Below are 16,698 nucleotides of genomic sequence, written 5' to 3' on the forward strand. Positions count from 1 at the left end.
ACAAGGTAGGACCGCAAGGTCGCCCAGGCGAGGGACCGCGCCGCACGGCCACGCATCGTGCTGTCACCTGCTCACACTGTGATCATCCGGTGTCCGGCGCCAGCGCCACGGTGATGCGGGAATTCGTACTGGCCTGGGCCAGTCGGGTGGCTACGTCGGGCGCGGTCGCGACCACGATCAGCGCCCCCGAGGTACTCGCGCGGGGTGTCGGCAGCGCCACCACGGGCACGGAGCGGGCGATGAGTTGCGCGGCATCGGCCGTCGTACTGGAGGCGGCGTAGAGATTCACGTGGTCGCCGACGCGGAGCAGCGTGGTGATGTCGGCGTCGTCGATGTGGAACGGATAGGCGACGGACCCGGACGGCACGGCCGGAGGCGCCAGGAAGCGGGCGTCGGTCAGCGGCTCACCGGCTCTGACCGGACCACTGAGCACGCGGGTGGTCAGCGCACTGTCAGGTCTGAGCGCCCCGGCCGGGACGGCGCCCGGAGGCAGCGCGACGGTCCGCAGATCGGCTTTCGTCGGCACGGCGCCGCCGGTGAGATCGCGCGCGGCGGCGAGCACCGCGACCGTCGGCGGTGGCGCGGGGGAGAGGGCGAGTAGTCCGAAGTACACGGCGGCTGCCGCGGTGGCGCCGGCCAGCAGCCGACGGTGCCACCGGGCGGCCCGGAGCAGGTCACGGAACAGCGAGGAGAAATTCATGCCGGAGAAGGTACGAGTTTCGCCGGCACCCGCCGTTCAGTTGTCCACAGGCAGCGGTCAGGCCGCGCTGGTCCCCGAGGAGGAGGAGCCGCTGGAGGACGAACCGGAGGACGAGGAGGAGCCCGACGTACCGGACGAGCCGGACGACGTGGAGGGGGAGCTCGACGAGTCCGAGGACTTGGAGCTGCTCGAGGAGGACGAGTCGGACTTCGCCGGCACCGAGCCGTTGCCGGAGGACCGGCTGTCGGTGCGGTAGAACCCGGAGCCCTTGAACACCACGCCCACGGCGTTGAAAACCTTGCGCAGGTTGCCCTGGCAGTTCGGGCACACGGTCAGCGCGTCGTCCGTGAAGCTCTGGCGCACCTCGAGCGCTTCGCCACAGTCGGTGCACTGGTACTGGTACGTCGGCACGGTCGGTTCCCTTCAAGCCGCTGGCACTCCTACTACCCGACTGCTAATAATGCGCCAGGCGACCGAAGTATTCCAAACCCACGCTTGCTTACCTCAACTCTGCGTCCCTGTCCAGCGAACGCAGAGCAACGCAAAGTTGTGAGGCACCCCATTTGGGGAGGACGCCCGCATTCTCTACGGTTGGTCCGTGCGTCGCCTGCTTCGAGTCGTCATCATCAGCGGAATCGCCCTCGCCACGGTCCTCCTGGTGATCGCCGGTACCGCCGTCTACGTCGTCCGCCACTCGTTCCCGACGTACGAAGGAACGATCGACCTGGAGGGGCTCGACGGTGACGTGAACGTGGTCCGGGACGCCAACGGCATCCCGCAGATCTACGCCGACAGCCCGGCCGACCTGTTCGCCGCGCAGGGCTACGTCGCCGCGCAGGACCGGTTCTTCGAGATGGACTTCCGCCGGCACGTGACGGCGGGCCGGCTGAGCGAGTTGTTCGGCAAGACCGCGCTCGAGACCGACAAGTTCGTCCGGACGCTCGGCTGGCGGCGCACCGCGGAGAAGGAGCTGCCGCTGCTCAGCCCGAGCACCCGGCAGTACCTCGACGACTACGCGCGCGGGGTCAACGCCTACCTGTCCACGCACAGCGGCTCCGGCCTCAGCCTGGAGTACGGCGTCCTCTCGCTGCAGCCGGGCGGTCCGAAGAACTACACGCCCGAGCCGTGGACCGCGACCGACTCGCTCGCCTGGCTGAAGGCGATGGCCTGGGACCTCGGCGGCAACCTGGACGAGGAGATCACCCGCACCAAGCTGCTCGCGGCGTTCCCGGCGCGCAACATCGAGAGCCTCTACCCGGAGTACCCGTACGACCGGAACCAGCCGATCATGTCGGCCGGCTCGGTCGGCAAGAACGGGAAGTTCAGCCTCTCCCCGGTCAGCCCGGAGCTTCGGCGGGGAATGCTGACCAAGGATCTGCTCAAGTCGCTCGACTCCGTGCAGAGCGTCGCCAAGGGCCTGCCCGAGCTGCTCGGCCAGGGTGACGGCGTCGGCTCGAACTCCTGGGTGGTGTCCGGAGACCACACGACCACCGGCAAGCCGCTGCTGGCGAACGACCCGCACCTGGGCGCGACCATGCCGGGCATCTGGACGCAAGTCGGCCTGCACTGCAACAACGTCGGCAAGGCCTGCCCGTTCGACGTCTCCGGCTTCAGTTTCTCCGGCCTCCCCGGCGTGGTGATCGGCCACAACAACAAGATCTCCTGGGGCTTCACCAACCTCGACCCCGACGTCCAGGACCTCTACCTGGAGCGTGTCGACGGCAACAACGTCCTCTACAACAACAAGTGGCGCGCGATGGCCACCCGTGAGGAGACGTTCAAGGTGGCCGGCGAGGACAAGCCGGTGAAGATCACCGTCCGCGAGACCCGGCACGGTCCGCTGATCTCGGACGTCGGCACGGACGAGCAGAAGGTCGGCGAGATCGCCGCCTCGCAGGCGAAGTACCCGAAGGCGTACGGCGTCGCCCTGCAGTGGACCGCGCTGAACCCGGGCAAGACCGCGGACGCGCTGTTCGCGATCAACACCGCCCAGAACTGGACCGAGTTCCGGGCCGCCGCGCAGCAGTTCCAGGTCCCCTCGCAGAACCTGGTGTACGCCGACACCGACGGCCACATCGGCTACCAGGCCCCCGGGCTGGTGCCGATCCGCTCGGTCGGCCGCGGTGACTGGCCGGTGCCGGGCTGGGACCCGAGGTACTACTGGAAGGGCTACATCCCGTTCGACGCACTGCCGACCGAGCTCGATCCACCGAGCGGCATCATCGTCACCGCGAACCAGGCCGTGGTCCCGAACACGTACTCGTACTACCTGACCAACTCCTGGGACTACGGGTACCGCGCGCAGCAGATCCTGGAGCGGATTAAGGCCGCCGGGAAGCTGGACGTGAACGCGATGGCGTCGATCCAGCTGGACACCAAGAACAAGGCCGCCGAGATGCTGGTGCCGTACCTGCTGCGGATCAGCATCAACGACGCGTTCGACCGGCAGGGCCAGGACACCCTGCGGAACTGGGACTTCACCCAGCCGCCGGACTCCGCGGCCGCGGCGTACTTCAACGTCGTCTGGCGCAACCTGCTCTCGCTGACCTTCCACGATCAGCTCCCCGAGGGCACCTGGCCGGACGGCGGTTCCCGCTGGTTCGAGGTGATCCACACGCTGCTCGGCCAGCCGAACAGCGGCTGGTGGGACGACATCCGGACGCCGCAGCGGGAGAGCCGCGACGACATCCTCCGCGAGGCGCTGGTGAACGCCCGTACCGAGATCACCCAGAAGATGGCCCGTGAGCCGGCCAACTGGCAGTGGGGCCGGCTGCACAAGCTGACGCTGACCAACCAGACGCTGGGCAAGTCCGGGATCGGCCTGGTCGAGCGGATCTTCAACCGCGGCCCGTACGAGCTCGGCGGCGGTACGTCGATCGTCGACGCCACCTCCTGGGACGCCTCCGAGGGGTACGGAGTGACGTCGACGCCGTCGATGCGGATGGTCGTCGACCTGTCCGACTTCGACAAGTCGCGCTGGATCAACCTGACCGGTGTCTCCGGGCACGCGTACTCGTCCAACTACACCGATCAGACGGAGCTGTGGGTCAAGGGCGAGACCCTGCCCTGGGCGTACACGAAGGGCGCGGTCGAGGCGGCCCGTAAGCACTCCCTGACCTTCACCAAGCCGGACAACTAGCGGCTACCACGCGGGCGCGCTGGCCTCGGCGAACAGTTCCTCCGGCCAGGTCCAGAGCGCCCGCTGGGTCAACAGGATCGAGATGGTCCCGTCGGCCGCGGTCGACCACAGCGAGCCGAGCCCGCCCGCCCAGCCGTACCGCCCGTCGTCGCCGACGGACACCCCGTACCCCCAGCCGGTGTCCGGCCCGAGGAAGTCACCGGCCCCGGCGCGCTGTTCCGGCGTGAGCTGGTCGGTGGTCATCTCGGCCACGGCCTCCCGCGACAGCAGGTCGCCGCTCTGCAGCATCCGGGTGAACGCGTGGAAATCGTCCACGGTCGAGATCAACCCACCCGCAGCGTCCGGGAACGGCGGCGGCGTCAGCCACTGGCTCTCGGCCGCCGTATCGAGCACGTCCTCTCCGACGTACGCCGTGGTGAGCCGTGCCGGGTCCGCCGCGGTGAACCCGGTGTCACGCATTCCCAGCGGTTCGAAGAGCCGCTCGCGCAGGAACTCCTCCAACGGCTGCCCTGACACCCGGGAGATGAGTACGCCGAGCACATGCGACCCCGTGGCGTACAACCAACGCTCACCCGGCTGGTACTGCAGCGGCAACGTCCCGAGCCGCCGCATCCACTCGTCCGGTTCCAGGTCCGTCCGCGGGATCGGGGGCCCGAACGTCCGTACGCCGAGCTCCTCCTCGCGCTGACGCAGCCCCGGGTTGTCGGACTCACCCAGGCCGAGCCGGAACGTCAGCAGGTCCCGTGTCGTGATCGCCCGCGCGGCCGGCATCGTGTCGTCGACCGGCCCGTCCGGCGTCCGCAGCACGACGGGATCGGCGAGCTCCGGCAGTACGTCGGGGACGGGCGCGTCCAGTGACAGTTGGAGGTCGTCGACGAGCAGCATGGTCGCGGCTGCCGTGATCGGCTTCGTGAACGACGACACCCGGAACAGGCTGTCCCGCTCGAGGTCCGGGCCGTCGTACGCGAGCCGGCCGTGGACCTCGAGGTGTGTCTCGTCGCCCCGGCTGACCAGGCTGATCAGACCGGGGACGGCGCCGTTCTCGACGTACGTGTTCAGCATCAGTCCAGTATCAGCCCAAATTTCAGCCGAGCCCGGCGGCGAACGGCATCGCTCGCCACTGGTCAGCGAACATCCGGATGCCGTCAGCGAGCGCCGGGAACTGCGGCACCAGCGGCGTACAGACCAGGACCTGCAGGGCCCGGGCCAGGTCCATCAGCTGCATGACCTGCGGGTCCAGCGGAGCGCCGTACGCGCGGCACATGTCCGGGCCGAACCCGGCCAGGTCCCACTCGCGCGGGCCGATGCACACATCCTCGAAGTCGGCCCACAGCGGACCGTCGACCGTGTTGATCAGGTTCCACGACGGGGCATCGCCGTGGATCGGCTGCAGGGCCACGGACGGGAAGGCCGCCTGGAAACCGGACCGGCTGGTCAGGATCGGCTCCAGCACCTTCCACTCGGCCTGCGCACGCTCCACGTCCTCCAGCTCGAGCAGACCCGGCACAGCCTCGGTTGATGCCAGGCCGGGACCGATCAGCCGCAGGGGCGTCATCCACGGCAGCTCACCGGGGTAACCCGCCAGCTGGGCGTGCAGCTCCGGTACACGTGCAGTCGCACCCGCGTAGTCCGGCTCAGCCGCCTGGTCCACTTCGACGTACTTCCAGAACGTCATGCACAGCCCGTCCTGCTCTACCGGCACCGGGTGGGCCGACTGCACGACAGGAACGCCCTGGGCGTCCAGCCAGGTCATAGCATCGATCTCGCGCTGCTGGCGACGTACGGCGGGCTCTGGCTCCTGTAGACCTGCAGGGAGGAGCATCGGGACTCGGGCGACCACAGGCGACGGCTTTAGATGCACCACCGTCGAGAAGGCTTCGTAGAGAACAGTTGGGTCGGTCACCGTCAGGCCGAGGGCACGTGCGGCTGTGGCTGCTGCTTGAACAGCGGTCTCAGTCATCCCCTGATCTTCGCAGGGCGATCAAACGATTAGGTGTGAGCGCTGCGTCCACCGGGCGGTCGTGTGCGTCGGATGGGAGCGTGTCGACGACCTCCGTGTCGTACACGGCGGCCCAGACCGGCGTACCGGAACGGACACGAGCCAGGGCGCGGTCGTACGAGCCACCGCCACGTCCCAGCCGTACGCCGTCGTGGGCGACCGCCAGGGCGGGGCAGATGACCAGATCGGCGGTAGCGATCGCGTCGGAGCCCAGGTCGATCGGTGGCTCCGACAGGCCGAGCCGGCCGGGCACCAGGTCCGCCGCGCCGGGGGCAACGCCCCAGCCGAGGTCGTTGTCGGCGTACAGGATCGGCAGCAGCACCTCCCGGTGCGTGGCGAGCAGCCAGTCGATCAGCGCGCCGGTCTGCGGCTCAGGACCCATGGACACGTACAGAGCGACCCGATAGACGTCGGGCAGCACCCGTTGGGCGCTCGCCAGCAGTCCCTCGGCGTGGTGCCGGGCACCCCGCGCCTCCAGGAACTGCTGCCGCGCCACGGCCTTCGCCAAGTTCACTCTCCGATCGTATGAGCGTGACGCGGGCAACACTGGGATTACCGGCCGTCCCCTAGGGTTGGTGCATGGGTGAGGTGGGTCTCAGACAAGCGCAGGAGAAGATGCGCGCGGCCGGTGCGGCCGACGTTGCAATACGCGTCTTCACGCACTATTACCGACTGCTCGAGTCCGGGCAGCAGGGCAAGATCCCTGAGCAGGACATCGAACCGGTCGGCGACCTGCCGCACCTGGACCATCTGGACACCGACCCGGACGCGCTCCGCGCCGCGCTCGCCGAGACGGTCGTCATCAAGCTCAACGGCGGCCTCGGCACGTCGATGGGCGTCACCGGCCCGAAGTCCGCGCTGCCGGTGAAGGACGGGCTGTCGTTCCTGGACATCATCGCCCGGCAGATCCTCGGCATCCGGCGCAAGTACGACGTACCGCTGCCGCTGGTGCTGATGAACTCGTTCCGCACCAAGACCGAGTCGCTGCGGATCCTCGGCGAGTACGACGGGCTGGCGATCGACGGCCTGCCGCTCGACTTCCTGCAGAACATGGAGCCGAAGCTGCTCGCCGACGACCTGACGCCGGCCGAGTGGGAGCCGGACCCGGAGCTCGCCTGGTGCCCGCCCGGGCACGGCGACCTGTTCACCGCGTTGGTTGCCTCCGGCACCCTCGACGCGCTCCGCGAGCACGGCTTCCGGCACGCGTTCATCTCGAACGCCGACAACCTCGGCGCGACCCCGGACCCGCGGATCGCCGCCTGGATGGCCGAGCACGACGTCCCGTTCGGGATGGAGGTCTGCCGGCGGACCCGGTCCGACCGCAAGGGCGGGCACGTCGCGGTCCGGAAGTCCGACGGGCGGCTGATCCTGCGGGACAGCGCCCAGGTCGCGGACGACGAGACGCAGTACTTCCAGGACATCTCCCGGCACAAGATGTTCAACACCAACAACCTGTGGATCGACCTGGACCGGCTGGCCGACCTGATGGCCGGGCACGACGGCGTCCTCGGTCTGCCGATCATGGTGAACCGCAAGACCGTCGACCCGGCCGACCCGACCTCGCCCAGGGTGATCCAGCTGGAGACCGGGATGGGCACCGCGATCGAGACCTTCGAGGGATCGCAGGCGGTGATCGTGGACCGCGGCCGGTTCAAGCCGGTGAAGACCACGAACGACCTGCTCGTGCTGCGCTCGGACGTCTACGAGCTGGACGAGGTCGGCGAGCTGACCACGAAGCACGAGGGCGACGAGCCGTACGTCGACCTGGACCCGGAGTACTTCAAGATCCTCGCCGACTTCGAGGCGCGGTTCCCGGCCGGGCCGCCGTCGCTGGTCGCCGCCGACCGGCTGGCGGTCCGCGGTGACGTTGCCTTCGGCAAGGACATCGCGGTGGTCGGGGACGTCGAGGTGACCGCACCGGCCGGCGAGCGCCGGGTGATCCCGGACGGAACCGAACTGCGTTGACCGACGACCTCCTGGTCCGTCCGCTGGAGCCGTCCGACACCGCCGAGGCCGCCGCCGTCTGGTGGCGGTCGCGGCACGCCGACGGGTCCCAGCTGCCGCCCGCGATCCACACCGCGGAGCAGGTGGCCGGCTGGTTCGCCGACGTCCTGCTGCCGGACGGGCAGACGTGGGTGGCGCTCGACGAGGACCGGATCGTCGCGGTCCTCACCCTGGACGGCGACGACCTCGACCAGCTGTACGTCGTACCGGAGGCGGCCGGGCGGGGGATCGGGGCGGTGCTGGTCGACCTGGCGAAGGACCTCCGGCCGGGTGGGCTGGCGCTGTGGACGTTCCAGACCAACCTGCGGGCGCAGTCGTTCTACCGGCGGCACGGCTTCCTGGAGGTACGCCGTACCGACGGCTCCGCGAACGAGGAGCACGCCCCGGACGTCCGGATGACGTGGGGGAATCACCCCGAATCGGAACCCGGCCGGACTTCTTGACGCACTCCTCCGGAACTATCGCCGGAAAGCCGCGAGCCGTCGATTAAGGTCGAGCTCGTGAGACGAAGTGTTGATGAGCATCTCGAGGACGTCCTCGGACGGGTGACGGCCCTGCCGGCGTTCGAGCAGCCGTTGATGGACACGGTCGGGCTGATGCTCTGCGAGGACATCGTCTCGGGGGTGAGCCTGCCGGGCTTCGACAACTCGGCCATGGACGGGTATGCGGTGCAGGCCGCGGACCTCGCCGGAGCCTCGGACGAGAACCCGATCGGGCTGCCGGTGGTCGGCGAGTTCCGGGCCGGGCGCAGCGAGCCGATCGTGGTCACCCCCGGGACCTGTGTGCGGATCATGACCGGCGCGCCGATGCCGCGCGGCGCGGACAGCGTCGTGCCGGTCGAGTGGACCGACGGCGGGACCGTCACGGTCCGGATCACCCAGCAGCCACCGGTCGGCGGTTCGGTGCGGTATGCGGGCGAGGACGTCACGGCCGGGACCAAGGTCCTCGACCAGGACACGGTCCTGGGGCCGCGGCAGATCGCCGTCCTGGCGGCGGTCGGGCGGTCCCGGGTGAAGGCGAGACCGCGGCCGCGGGTGGTGGTGATCTCGACCGGGGCCGAGCTGCGCGAGCCGGGCAGCCGGCTCGGCGACGGGCAGATCTACGACTCGAACAGCTACACCCTGGCGGCGTGCGCCCGCGACGCCGGCGCGGTGGTGTACCGGGTCGGCATCGTCGACGACGACCCGAAACGGATCATGGACACGCTGTCCGACCAGCTGGTCCGGGCCGACCTGGTGATCACCACGGGCGGCGTCAGCATGGGCGCGTACGACATCGTCAAGGAAGAGCTGTCCAAGCTCGGCACCGTCGACTTCCCGCAGGTCGCGATGCAGCCCGGGAAGCCACAGGGGTTCGGGGTGATCGGCGAGGACGAGGTGCCGATCTTCACGCTGCCCGGCAACCCGGTCTCGGCGTACATCTCGTTCGAGGTTTTCGTCCGGCCCGCGCTGCGCAAGATGATGGGGCAGATGCCGTACCGGCGGGCGCTGGTCCCGGGGGTGACGCTCGACGGGTTCAGCTCACCGGCGGGGCGTCGGCAGTTCGTCCGCGCCGCGGCCACCTCCGGCGACGAGGGCTGGATGGCCAGTACAGTCGGCGGGCACGGCTCGCACCTGCTGGGCGGCCTGAGCCGGGCGAACGCACTGATCGTGGTGCCGGAGGACGTGACGTCGGTCCGGTCCGGCGATCAGGTGGAGCTGATGCTGCTTGAGGAGACCGGATGACTGATCGGCCGACCGGCCTGACCCACGTCGACGAGACCGGGGCGGCGCGGATGGTGGACGTGTCCGCGAAGGACGTCGGCGCCCGGCGGGCCGTTGCCAGCGGCAAGGTTTTCGTGTCCGCCGAGGTGGTCGCCGCGCTCCGCGGTGACGGCGTACCGAAGGGCGACGCGCTCGGCGTCGCCCGGATCGCCGGGATCATGGGCGCCAAGCGGACCCCCGACCTGGTGCCGTTGTGCCACCCGATCGCGATCACCGGCGCCAAGGTCGACCTGGAGGTCGCCGACGACGCCGTCCTGATCCGCGCCCAGGTGAAGACCACCGACCGGACCGGCGTCGAGATGGAGGCGCTGACCGCCGTCGCCGTCGCCGGGCTCGCGGTCATCGACATGGTGAAGGCCCTCGACCCCGCGGCCGTGCTGTCCGACGTCCGGGTCGAGCTGAAAGAAGGCGGCAAGACCGGGCACTGGGAGCGGCCGTGAGAGCCCTCGTCGTCAGCGTCTCGAACCGCGCCGCCGCCGGGGTCTACACCGACACCACCGGCCCGCTGATCGCGTCCCGCCTGGCGGAATGGGGATTCGACGTGTCCGGCCCCGACGTCGTCCCGGACGGCGCGCCCGTCGGCGAGGCGTTACGAGCAGCCGTCGACGCGTCGTACGACGTCGTGCTGACCACCGGCGGTACCGGGATCTCGCCGACCGACGAGACCCCCGAGCAGACCGCGGCCGTGCTGACGAAGGTCGTGCCCGGGATCGCCGAAGCCATCCGGGCCTACGGCATCGCGAACGGCGTACCGACCGCGGCCTTGTCCCGAGGCCTGGCCGGAGTCGCCGGTACCACGGTCGTCGTCAACCTGCCCGGATCACGCGGCGGCGTGAAGGACGGCCTCGCCGTCCTCGAACCGCTGCTGCGGCACGCGGTCGAGCAGGTGCACGGCGGAGACCACGTGCGGACGGACACCGACTGATGGCGATCGTGCACTGGCCCGTGGAGCTCAAGCACGGGCAGGTCGGACTCCGGCCGCTGCGGACCGGCGACGGCAGCGAATGGGCCGCCGCCAGGCAACGCAACGTCAGCTGGCTCCGACCCTGGGACGCGACCCAACCGCCCGGCGCGGAAGACGGCGCGCGCACCTTCCGTGCCATGGCCCGCGACTGGAACCGGCAGGCCAGATTCGGGCGGATGCTCCCGTTCGTCATCACGTACGGCGGAGCCGCCGGCGCCGGCGCCCGGGCGAAATGGCCGCTCGTCGGCCAGCTCACCGTGTCCGGCATCACCTACGGCTCCGCGCGCTGGGCCAACCTCGGCTACTGGGTCGACGAGCAGTACGCCGGCCGCGGCATCGTGCCGACCGCCGTCGCGATGGCCGCCGACCACTGCTGGTTCACCCTCGGCCTGCACCGCATCGAAGTCGCGATTCGCCCCGAGAACAAGGCAAGTCTGCGCGTCGTCGAGAAACTCGGCTTCCGCTACGAAGGCGAGCGGCCGCGGTTCCTGCACATCGACGGCGACTGGCGCGACCACCGGATCTTTGCCCTCAACATCGAAGAGGTCGGACCCGGTCTCGTAGCGCGACTGACCTGACTACGCTGCGTGCTATTCACATCAGTCACACGAGTCTTCTTGCGACACACCGTGCCACGTACCTCATCTGGCCCCCGCCGCGCCTTAGCGTCGTCGCATGGGGACGACAGGTTTGATCTATGTGGCGATTGTCGCCGCGTGGGCTGCCTATCTCGTCCCGATGTGGCTCAAGCGCGGTGACGAAGCCCGGCGCAAGCCGGTCGTCCCGTCCTCCGACGAAGCGCGCGTGCTGTCCCGCGATCCCTCCCGGCCACGGTACGTCGTGCGCCCGGCCGGATCCGCCGCGGCCGACGACCCGTCACCGCCGAAGCGCTACATCCCGAACCGAGCCCGCCGGGTGGCCGCGATGCGCCGTCGGCGGGTGCTGTCGATCCTGACACTCTCGCTGCTGTCCGTCGTCGGCCTCGCCGGCCTCGCGATCGTCCCGTGGTGGAGCGTCGCGGTGCCCGGGGCAACGATCGGCGGATTCGTCGTCCTCACCCGGGTGCAGTTGCGCCGCCAGGCCCGCGACCGCGCCGCGGCCGCCGCCGAACGGCGTACCCGCGTCCGCGCCAAGCACGACCGCGGCCCGGCCGGCAAGCCCGCACCCACCCCCGACGAAGAGCTGACCATCGAGGTCAAGCTCCCCGCCGAACCCACCCCCGCTCCCGCGCCGGCCGCCAAGGAAGACAAGCCGGCCGCGGAAGGCCTGTGGGACCCGGTGCCGGTGACGCTGCCGACGTACGTGATGAAGGAAAAGGCCCCCGACCGCACGGTCCGGACCATCTCCCTCACCGACGACGCGGTGTTCTCCAGCGCCCGCACCACCGACCCCGCGGACAAGCCCGCCGCCACCGAAACCCCGGCCCCCCAGCCGGTCGTCGAGCCAGAGGTGAAGCGCGCCGTCGGCGACTGATATCCAGTTTTAGATCGCGGGCCTCCACGTGTTAGAGTTTCGCGGTCGCCAGGGAAACCCGGCGGACAAGCCTGGGGCTGTGGCGCAGTTGGTAGCGCGCTTCGTTCGCAACGAAGAGGCCAGGGGTTCGAATCCCCTCAGCTCCACGAAGGCGATAGGCGACTCGTGCCTGCGGAAAGCGCAGGGCGGGTCGCCTTCGTCGTGTTGTGCGGCTGCGCTTCGCTTGCCGCAAGCGGGGGCTCCGCCACCCGCACCCCCTAGGCCTTCGCTGCGCTCGGCCGCTGTGGCTGGCTTCGGCTCTTCACCGCCGGTGCGCCTTCGCTGCGCTCGGTTGCTGTGGCTGGCTTCGGCTCTTCACCGCCGGTGCGCCTTCGCTGCGCTCGGTTGCTGTGGCTGGCTTCGGCTCTTCACCGCCGGTGCGCCTTCGCTGCGCTCGGTTGCTGTGGCTGGCTTCGGCTCTTCACCGCCGGTGCGCCTTCGCTGCGCTCGGTTGCTGTGGCTGGCTTCGGCTCTTCACCGCCGGTGCGCCTTCGCTGCGCTCGGTTGCTGTGGCTGGCTTCGGCTCTTCACCGCCGGTGCGCCTTCGCTGCGCTCGGTTGCTGTGGCTGGCTTCGGCTCTTCACCGCCGGTGCGCCTTCGCTGCGCTCGGTTGCTGTGGCTGGCTTCGGCTCTTCACCGCCGGTGCGCCTTCGCTGCGCTCGGTTGCTGTGGCTGGCTTCGGCTCTTCACCGCCGGTGCGCCTTCGCTGCGCTCGGTTGCTGTGGCTGGCTTCGGCTCTTCACCGCCGGTGCGCCTTCGCTGCGCTCGGTTGCTGTGGCTGGCTTCGGCTCTTCACCGCCGGTGCGCCTTCGCTGCGCTCGGCTGCTGTGGGCGGGCTTCGGCTCTTCACCGCCGGTGCGCCTTCGCTGCGCTCGGCTGCTGTGGGCGGGCTGGGCGCTCCGCGGCGGGTGCGCCTCGCTTCGCTCGGCTGCTGGGGTTGGGTGGGTCGGTGACTTGCCTTCGCTGCTCGGCTGCTGGGGTTGTGTTGGGTGTGTGGGTGACTTGCTTGGCTCGTAGGATTTGGGGGTGCCCTTTGGTGAGTTGTTGCGGGGGTTTCGGCTTGATGGGGGATTGACGCAGCGGGAGTTGGCGTTGCGGGCGGGGATCAGCACGGGGGCTGTTCGGGATCTTGAGCAGGGGCGGACTCGGAGTCCTAAGCGGGAGTCGGTGGCGGCTTTGGCTGCTGCTTTGGGGCTTGGGGTTCGTGAGGTGGGGGAGTTGCAGGCGGCCGCGAGGGTTGGGCGGTTTGTGGCGGATGTTGGTGGTGGGCGGGTTTGGGTGGGGGTTCTGGGGCGGCTTGAGGTTCGGCGGGGGGAAGTTGCGGTTGGGGTGAAGTCCGCTGGGCAGCGTGCGTTGCTGGGGCGGCTGGCGGTGGCGGCGGGGGACGTTGTGGGGCAGGACGAGTTGGTGGGGGTGCTCTGGCCTCGGGAGGTTCCCGCGAATGCTGTGAGTTTGCTGCATTCTCGGGTGGCCCGGCTGCGGCGTTTGCTTGAGTCTGCGGGGGAGTCGGCTCCGGTGGTTGTTGCCGGCGGGGGTGGGTATCGGCTGGCGCTGGAGGAGCGGGACCTTGATCTGCTGACCTTCCGCGGGCTCGTGGCGCGGGCGGGGCGGGCTGAGCCGGAGGCAGCGTTGGGGATGCTGCTGGAGGCTGTGGGGTTGTGGCGGGGCGAGACCGACGTGGAGCAGCTTGCCGGTGATCCGGTGTACGTCGCGGTCTCGAACGAGTACGTCGACGCCGTACGGGCGCTGGCTGCGTTGGCGCGGGACCTCGGCGTGGCGGAGAAAGCCCTGGAACGTCTTCGTGCTTTGGCGGAGCGCTACGAGCTCGACGAGCCGCTACACGCCGAGCTGATCCGTACGCTCGCCGCAGCCGGCAGACAGGCGGAGGCGCTCGCCGGGTACGAGCGGGTCCGGTCCGCGCTGGCCGAGCAGTTGGGCGTCGACCCGGGGGAGCGGCTGCGCGCGGTTCATCTCGACGTACTGCGGCCGCCGGCCGAGCGGCACGTCGTACAACAGGTACCGTCCGCGCCGCCGGACTTCGTCGGACGGACCGACGAGCTGGCGGCGATCCGTACCGCGCTCGGACGGTCGGGTGCGCTGTCGTCCCGGGTCGTGCTGATCGACGGGATCCCCGGGGTCGGGAAGACAGCCCTGGCGCTGACGGCCGCGCATCGGCTCCGCGAGCAGTACCCGGACGGCCAGTTGTACGCCGACCTGCGCGGCAACGACACCGCCGCACCGGCACCGCTGCAGGTGCTGGGACGCTTCCTGCGGGCCCTGGGGGTACCGGGCCGTCGGATCGGTACGGACGTGACCGAGGCGGCCGCGCTGCTCCGGAGCGAGCTCGCCGACCGCCGGATGCTGCTCCTGCTGGACAACGCGCTCGACGCCGCGCAGATACGGCCCTTGCTGCCGGGGGCGGGGCGCAGCGACGTGATCGTGACGAGCAGACGGCGGCTGCCCGAGGTTCCGGCTGCCGGTGTGGTGAGCCTCGAGGCGCTCCCGCAGAAGGACGCGGTCACGCTGATCGTGTCCACGTCGAGGACGTCGGACACCGCGGACCTCGGCGCGCTCGCGGAGGCCTGTGCGCGGCTCCCGCTGGCGCTGCGGATCGCCGGCGCGCGGCTCGCGACCCGGCGGGTGTGGACGGTGGCCGATCTGACCCGCCGCCTGTCCGACGGCAACCGCCGGCTCACCGAGCTCAGCGTCGGCGAGTCCAGCGTCCTCAACAGCTTCCAGCTCAGCTACGCAGACCTCGCCCCGGACACCCAGCGCGCCTTCCGGCTGTGCAGCCTGCACCCCGGCGACGACTTCAGCACGGACAGTACGGCGATCCTCCTCGACGTCCCGTACGCCGCCGCCGACCGGATCCTGGAGGACCTCCTCGGCGCGAACATGTTGTTGCAGCAGGCAACGAACCGCTACCGGTTCCACGACCTGCTCGGCCTGTACTCCGAACGCCTACTGGCTGCGGACCCCGAACGCGAGCCCGCCCGTGCCAGGCTCCACTCGTGGTACGCCGACACCGCAACGGCCGCCGTCGACGTCATCCACCCGCAACTCGTCCGCCTGCCCCCGCACACCACTCCCGCCGGGGAACACAGCCGTCCCGCCGAGAAGGCAGCGCTCGGGTGGCTCGACGACGAGGTCCGGGCCCTCGTGGGGGTCGTGCAGGAGGCGGCGCTGCAGGGCGAACCGTCGCTCGCCTGGCGGATCGCCGACCAGCTCCGCGGGTACTTCCTGATCCGCCGGGACGCCGACGGATGGCTGCCGGCTGCTCAGGCCGGAATGGCCGCCGCCATCGACGCGGGTGACGAGGTCGCGCAGGTCGCGATGCTCATCAACCGCGGCCAGGCGCTGGGCGCCGTCGGACGGGACGAGGACGCGCTGGCCGACTGCCTGTCCGGACACGCACTCGCGGTAGCTGTCGGCAGACCCACCTCGGCTGCCTACCTCGCGCACCAGGTCGGCTGGCTCCAGCTGGAGCGTGGCCGGCTGGACGACGCCGAGCTGTGGATGAGCCGGGCGCTGGACCTGACCACCGCCGAGCCGGACGGACACGTGCGCGCGGTCGCGCTGAACGGCCTGGGCATGACCCGCCTGTACCAGGGTCAACTCGAGGAGGCCGCCCGGCTGTTCGAGTCCGCGTTGCAGCTCGACGGGAACGCCCTGGAGACGTCAGTACTCACGATCCGCGGCAACCTGGCGGCGGCGCTGCGCCAGTCGGGCGAGACCGAGCGCGCCGCCGTACTGCTGGGCGACCTCATGGCCGCGTACCAGCGTCGCGCCCAGTTCCGCGGCGAGCTGTCGACCCTGGACGAGTGGTCGCGGCTGCACAGCGGGCGTGGTGACGGGGAGGCCGCCTTGCAGGCCGCACTCCGCGCGCACCAGCTCGCACTCGTCGTCCGCGATCCGAAAGCCCAGGCGCAGACGGCGGCCACGGTGGCGCAGGCGCACCTCGCGATCGGCGACACCCCGGCCGCTGCTGAGTGGATCGAGACCTGCCTCGGCATCGCACGCAACACGTACCCGTACCTCGAAGCCGAGGCACTGCTCGCGCTGGCCGCTGCTCGGGCCGTTGCCGGCGATCAGAAGGCCGCGGATGCGGCCGCCGAGCAGGCTGCGGTGATCGCCGCAGCCTGCGGTTACCGGCGACTCGAGGCCGAGGCCAGAACCAGGTCTCAGGCCTTGTAGAGGCAGTACGAGTAGACGATGCGGCCGGTGATCGCGCTGTCGCCCCGCGGCTCGAACCACAGCATGGTCTCGCTGCTCCGGGGGTGGTAGCCGAGGTTCACGGTCTTGGTGACCTCGCGGCCCGAGTTCCCCTGCAGGGTGGTGAAGGTGCTGGACGTGCCCTGCCGGATCCGTACCCGAATCATCTTGGTGTTGCTCGCGGTCCGATAGGTGACCCGTACCTTGGCGGTCCCGCCCGGCCACTTGAGGTAGCCGAACCCGATGCCCGCGCTCACATGGAAGCTCTCGTTCCTGGAGCTGACACAGGTCACGGCCTCCGCCCGGCTCGCGGTCCGGACCGCAACGGCGGACGACATCAGCAGGACGAGCGCCGTCATCAGCACGGAGATTCTTCGCACGGACAGACCCACAACGACTCCTTCA

The 16,698-nt window shown here is 70.1% G+C and carries 15 protein-coding genes, 1 tRNA gene and 1 pseudogene; 11 read left to right on the plus strand and 6 right to left on the minus strand.

Annotation, left to right across the window (positions count from 1 at the left end):
* Window positions 1–82: 82 nt before the first annotated feature.
* Together ACXJJ3_RS29805 and ACXJJ3_RS29810 are read right to left on the minus strand one after the other, a co-directional pair.
* Complete coding sequence (locus ACXJJ3_RS29805; protein WP_458165160.1) at window positions 83–700, minus strand: SAF domain-containing protein; 618 nt, start codon at window positions 698–700, stop codon at window positions 83–85.
* A gap of 57 nt (window positions 701–757) precedes the next feature.
* Window positions 758–1,111 (minus strand): FmdB family zinc ribbon protein, encoded by a 354-nt coding sequence (locus tag ACXJJ3_RS29810; protein WP_458165161.1) that lies wholly within the window; start codon window positions 1,109–1,111, stop codon window positions 758–760.
* A gap of 187 nt (window positions 1,112–1,298) precedes the next feature.
* Between ACXJJ3_RS29810 and ACXJJ3_RS29815 the strand changes: the two genes are divergently transcribed.
* Window positions 1,299–3,839 (plus strand): penicillin acylase family protein, encoded by a 2,541-nt coding sequence (locus ACXJJ3_RS29815; protein ID WP_458165162.1) that lies wholly within the window; start codon window positions 1,299–1,301, stop codon window positions 3,837–3,839.
* A 3-nt stretch (window positions 3,840–3,842) separates the two neighbouring features.
* On the opposite strand, the gene ACXJJ3_RS29820 is transcribed toward ACXJJ3_RS29815, so the two are convergent.
* From ACXJJ3_RS29820 to ACXJJ3_RS29830, 3 genes are read right to left on the minus strand one after another with little or no spacing between them, the layout of a single operon-like run.
* Complete coding sequence (locus tag ACXJJ3_RS29820; RefSeq protein WP_458165163.1) at window positions 3,843–4,901, minus strand: serine hydrolase domain-containing protein; 1,059 nt, start codon at window positions 4,899–4,901, stop codon at window positions 3,843–3,845.
* 22 nt (window positions 4,902–4,923) lie between these two features.
* Complete coding sequence (locus ACXJJ3_RS29825) at window positions 4,924–5,799, minus strand: aminoglycoside phosphotransferase family protein (RefSeq protein WP_458165164.1); 876 nt, start codon at window positions 5,797–5,799, stop codon at window positions 4,924–4,926.
* Entirely contained in the window at window positions 5,792–6,352 is a 561-nt protein-coding gene (locus ACXJJ3_RS29830) for a 5-formyltetrahydrofolate cyclo-ligase (RefSeq protein WP_458165165.1), read from the minus strand. The genes ACXJJ3_RS29825 and ACXJJ3_RS29830 overlap by 8 nt, the downstream gene beginning before the upstream one ends.
* Before the next feature lie 65 nt (window positions 6,353–6,417).
* Between ACXJJ3_RS29830 and ACXJJ3_RS29835 the strand changes: the two genes are divergently transcribed.
* From ACXJJ3_RS29835 to ACXJJ3_RS29880, 10 genes and pseudogenes are all read left to right on the plus strand, one after another.
* A complete protein-coding gene (locus ACXJJ3_RS29835) occupies window positions 6,418–7,803 on the plus strand; it encodes a UTP--glucose-1-phosphate uridylyltransferase (protein WP_458165166.1) in 1,386 nt (461 codons plus the stop codon).
* Complete coding sequence (locus ACXJJ3_RS29840) at window positions 7,800–8,285, plus strand: N-acetyltransferase family protein (RefSeq protein ID WP_458165167.1); 486 nt, start codon at window positions 7,800–7,802, stop codon at window positions 8,283–8,285. The genes ACXJJ3_RS29835 and ACXJJ3_RS29840 overlap by 4 nt, the downstream gene beginning before the upstream one ends.
* Window positions 8,286–8,342: 57 nt before the next feature.
* Complete coding sequence (gene glp / locus ACXJJ3_RS29845; RefSeq protein ID WP_458165168.1) at window positions 8,343–9,566, plus strand: molybdotransferase-like divisome protein Glp; 1,224 nt, start codon at window positions 8,343–8,345, stop codon at window positions 9,564–9,566.
* Window positions 9,563–10,045 carry a cyclic pyranopterin monophosphate synthase MoaC gene (gene moaC / locus ACXJJ3_RS29850; RefSeq protein ID WP_458165169.1) on the plus strand — a complete coding sequence of 161 codons (483 nt, stop codon included), beginning with the start codon at window positions 9,563–9,565 and terminating at the stop codon, window positions 10,043–10,045. Before glp ends, moaC begins: the two co-directional genes overlap by 4 nt.
* Window positions 10,042–10,530 carry a MogA/MoaB family molybdenum cofactor biosynthesis protein gene (locus ACXJJ3_RS29855; protein ID WP_458165170.1) on the plus strand — a complete coding sequence of 163 codons (489 nt, stop codon included), beginning with the start codon at window positions 10,042–10,044 and terminating at the stop codon, window positions 10,528–10,530. Before moaC ends, ACXJJ3_RS29855 begins: the two co-directional genes overlap by 4 nt.
* The gene (locus ACXJJ3_RS29860) at window positions 10,530–11,147 is read left to right on the plus strand and encodes a GNAT family N-acetyltransferase (protein ID WP_458165171.1); all 618 of its coding nucleotides are present in this window, start codon (window positions 10,530–10,532) and stop codon (window positions 11,145–11,147) included. The genes ACXJJ3_RS29855 and ACXJJ3_RS29860 overlap by 1 nt, the downstream gene beginning before the upstream one ends.
* Before the next feature lie 97 nt (window positions 11,148–11,244).
* A complete protein-coding gene (gene sepX / locus ACXJJ3_RS29865) occupies window positions 11,245–12,042 on the plus strand; it encodes a divisome protein SepX/GlpR (RefSeq protein WP_458165173.1) in 798 nt (265 codons plus the stop codon).
* 73 nt (window positions 12,043–12,115) lie between these two features.
* A tRNA-Ala gene (locus tag ACXJJ3_RS29870) sits at window positions 12,116–12,188 on the plus strand.
* A gap of 919 nt (window positions 12,189–13,107) precedes the next feature.
* A pseudogene (locus ACXJJ3_RS29875) lies at window positions 13,108–13,290 on the plus strand (helix-turn-helix domain-containing protein); the annotation flags it as partial.
* Between the two features lie 306 nt (window positions 13,291–13,596).
* Window positions 13,597–16,275: an ATP-binding protein gene (locus ACXJJ3_RS29880; protein ID WP_458171963.1), complete on the plus strand. Its 2,679-nt coding sequence runs from the start codon at window positions 13,597–13,599 to the stop codon at window positions 16,273–16,275.
* Here the strand turns inward: ACXJJ3_RS29880 and ACXJJ3_RS29885 are convergent.
* Window positions 16,263–16,685 (minus strand): hypothetical protein, encoded by a 423-nt coding sequence (locus ACXJJ3_RS29885; protein WP_458165174.1) that lies wholly within the window; start codon window positions 16,683–16,685, stop codon window positions 16,263–16,265. The genes ACXJJ3_RS29880 and ACXJJ3_RS29885 overlap by 13 nt on opposite strands.
* Window positions 16,686–16,698: the final 13 nt, after the last annotated feature.

It is taken from the genome of Kribbella sp. WER1 (assembly GCF_054189145.1).

Bases quoted from the DNA above. Each gene is read 5' to 3' on its own strand.
- ACXJJ3_RS29805 (WP_458165160.1), bottom strand. From the start codon at position 700: ATGAATTTCTCCTCGCTGTTCCGTGACCTGCTCCGGGCCGCCCGGTGG.
- ACXJJ3_RS29820 (WP_458165163.1), bottom strand. From the start codon at position 4,901: ATGCTGAACACGTACGTCGAGAACGGCGCCGTCCCCGGTCTGATCAGC.
- ACXJJ3_RS29825 (WP_458165164.1), bottom strand. From the start codon at position 5,799: ATGACTGAGACCGCTGTTCAAGCAGCAGCCACAGCCGCACGTGCCCTC.
- ACXJJ3_RS29835 (WP_458165166.1), top strand. From the start codon at position 6,418: ATGGGTGAGGTGGGTCTCAGACAAGCGCAGGAGAAGATGCGCGCGGCC.
- moaC (WP_458165169.1), top strand. From the start codon at position 9,563: ATGACTGATCGGCCGACCGGCCTGACCCACGTCGACGAGACCGGGGCG.
- ACXJJ3_RS29860 (WP_458165171.1), top strand. From the start codon at position 10,530: ATGGCGATCGTGCACTGGCCCGTGGAGCTCAAGCACGGGCAGGTCGGA.
- sepX (WP_458165173.1), top strand. From the start codon at position 11,245: ATGGGGACGACAGGTTTGATCTATGTGGCGATTGTCGCCGCGTGGGCT.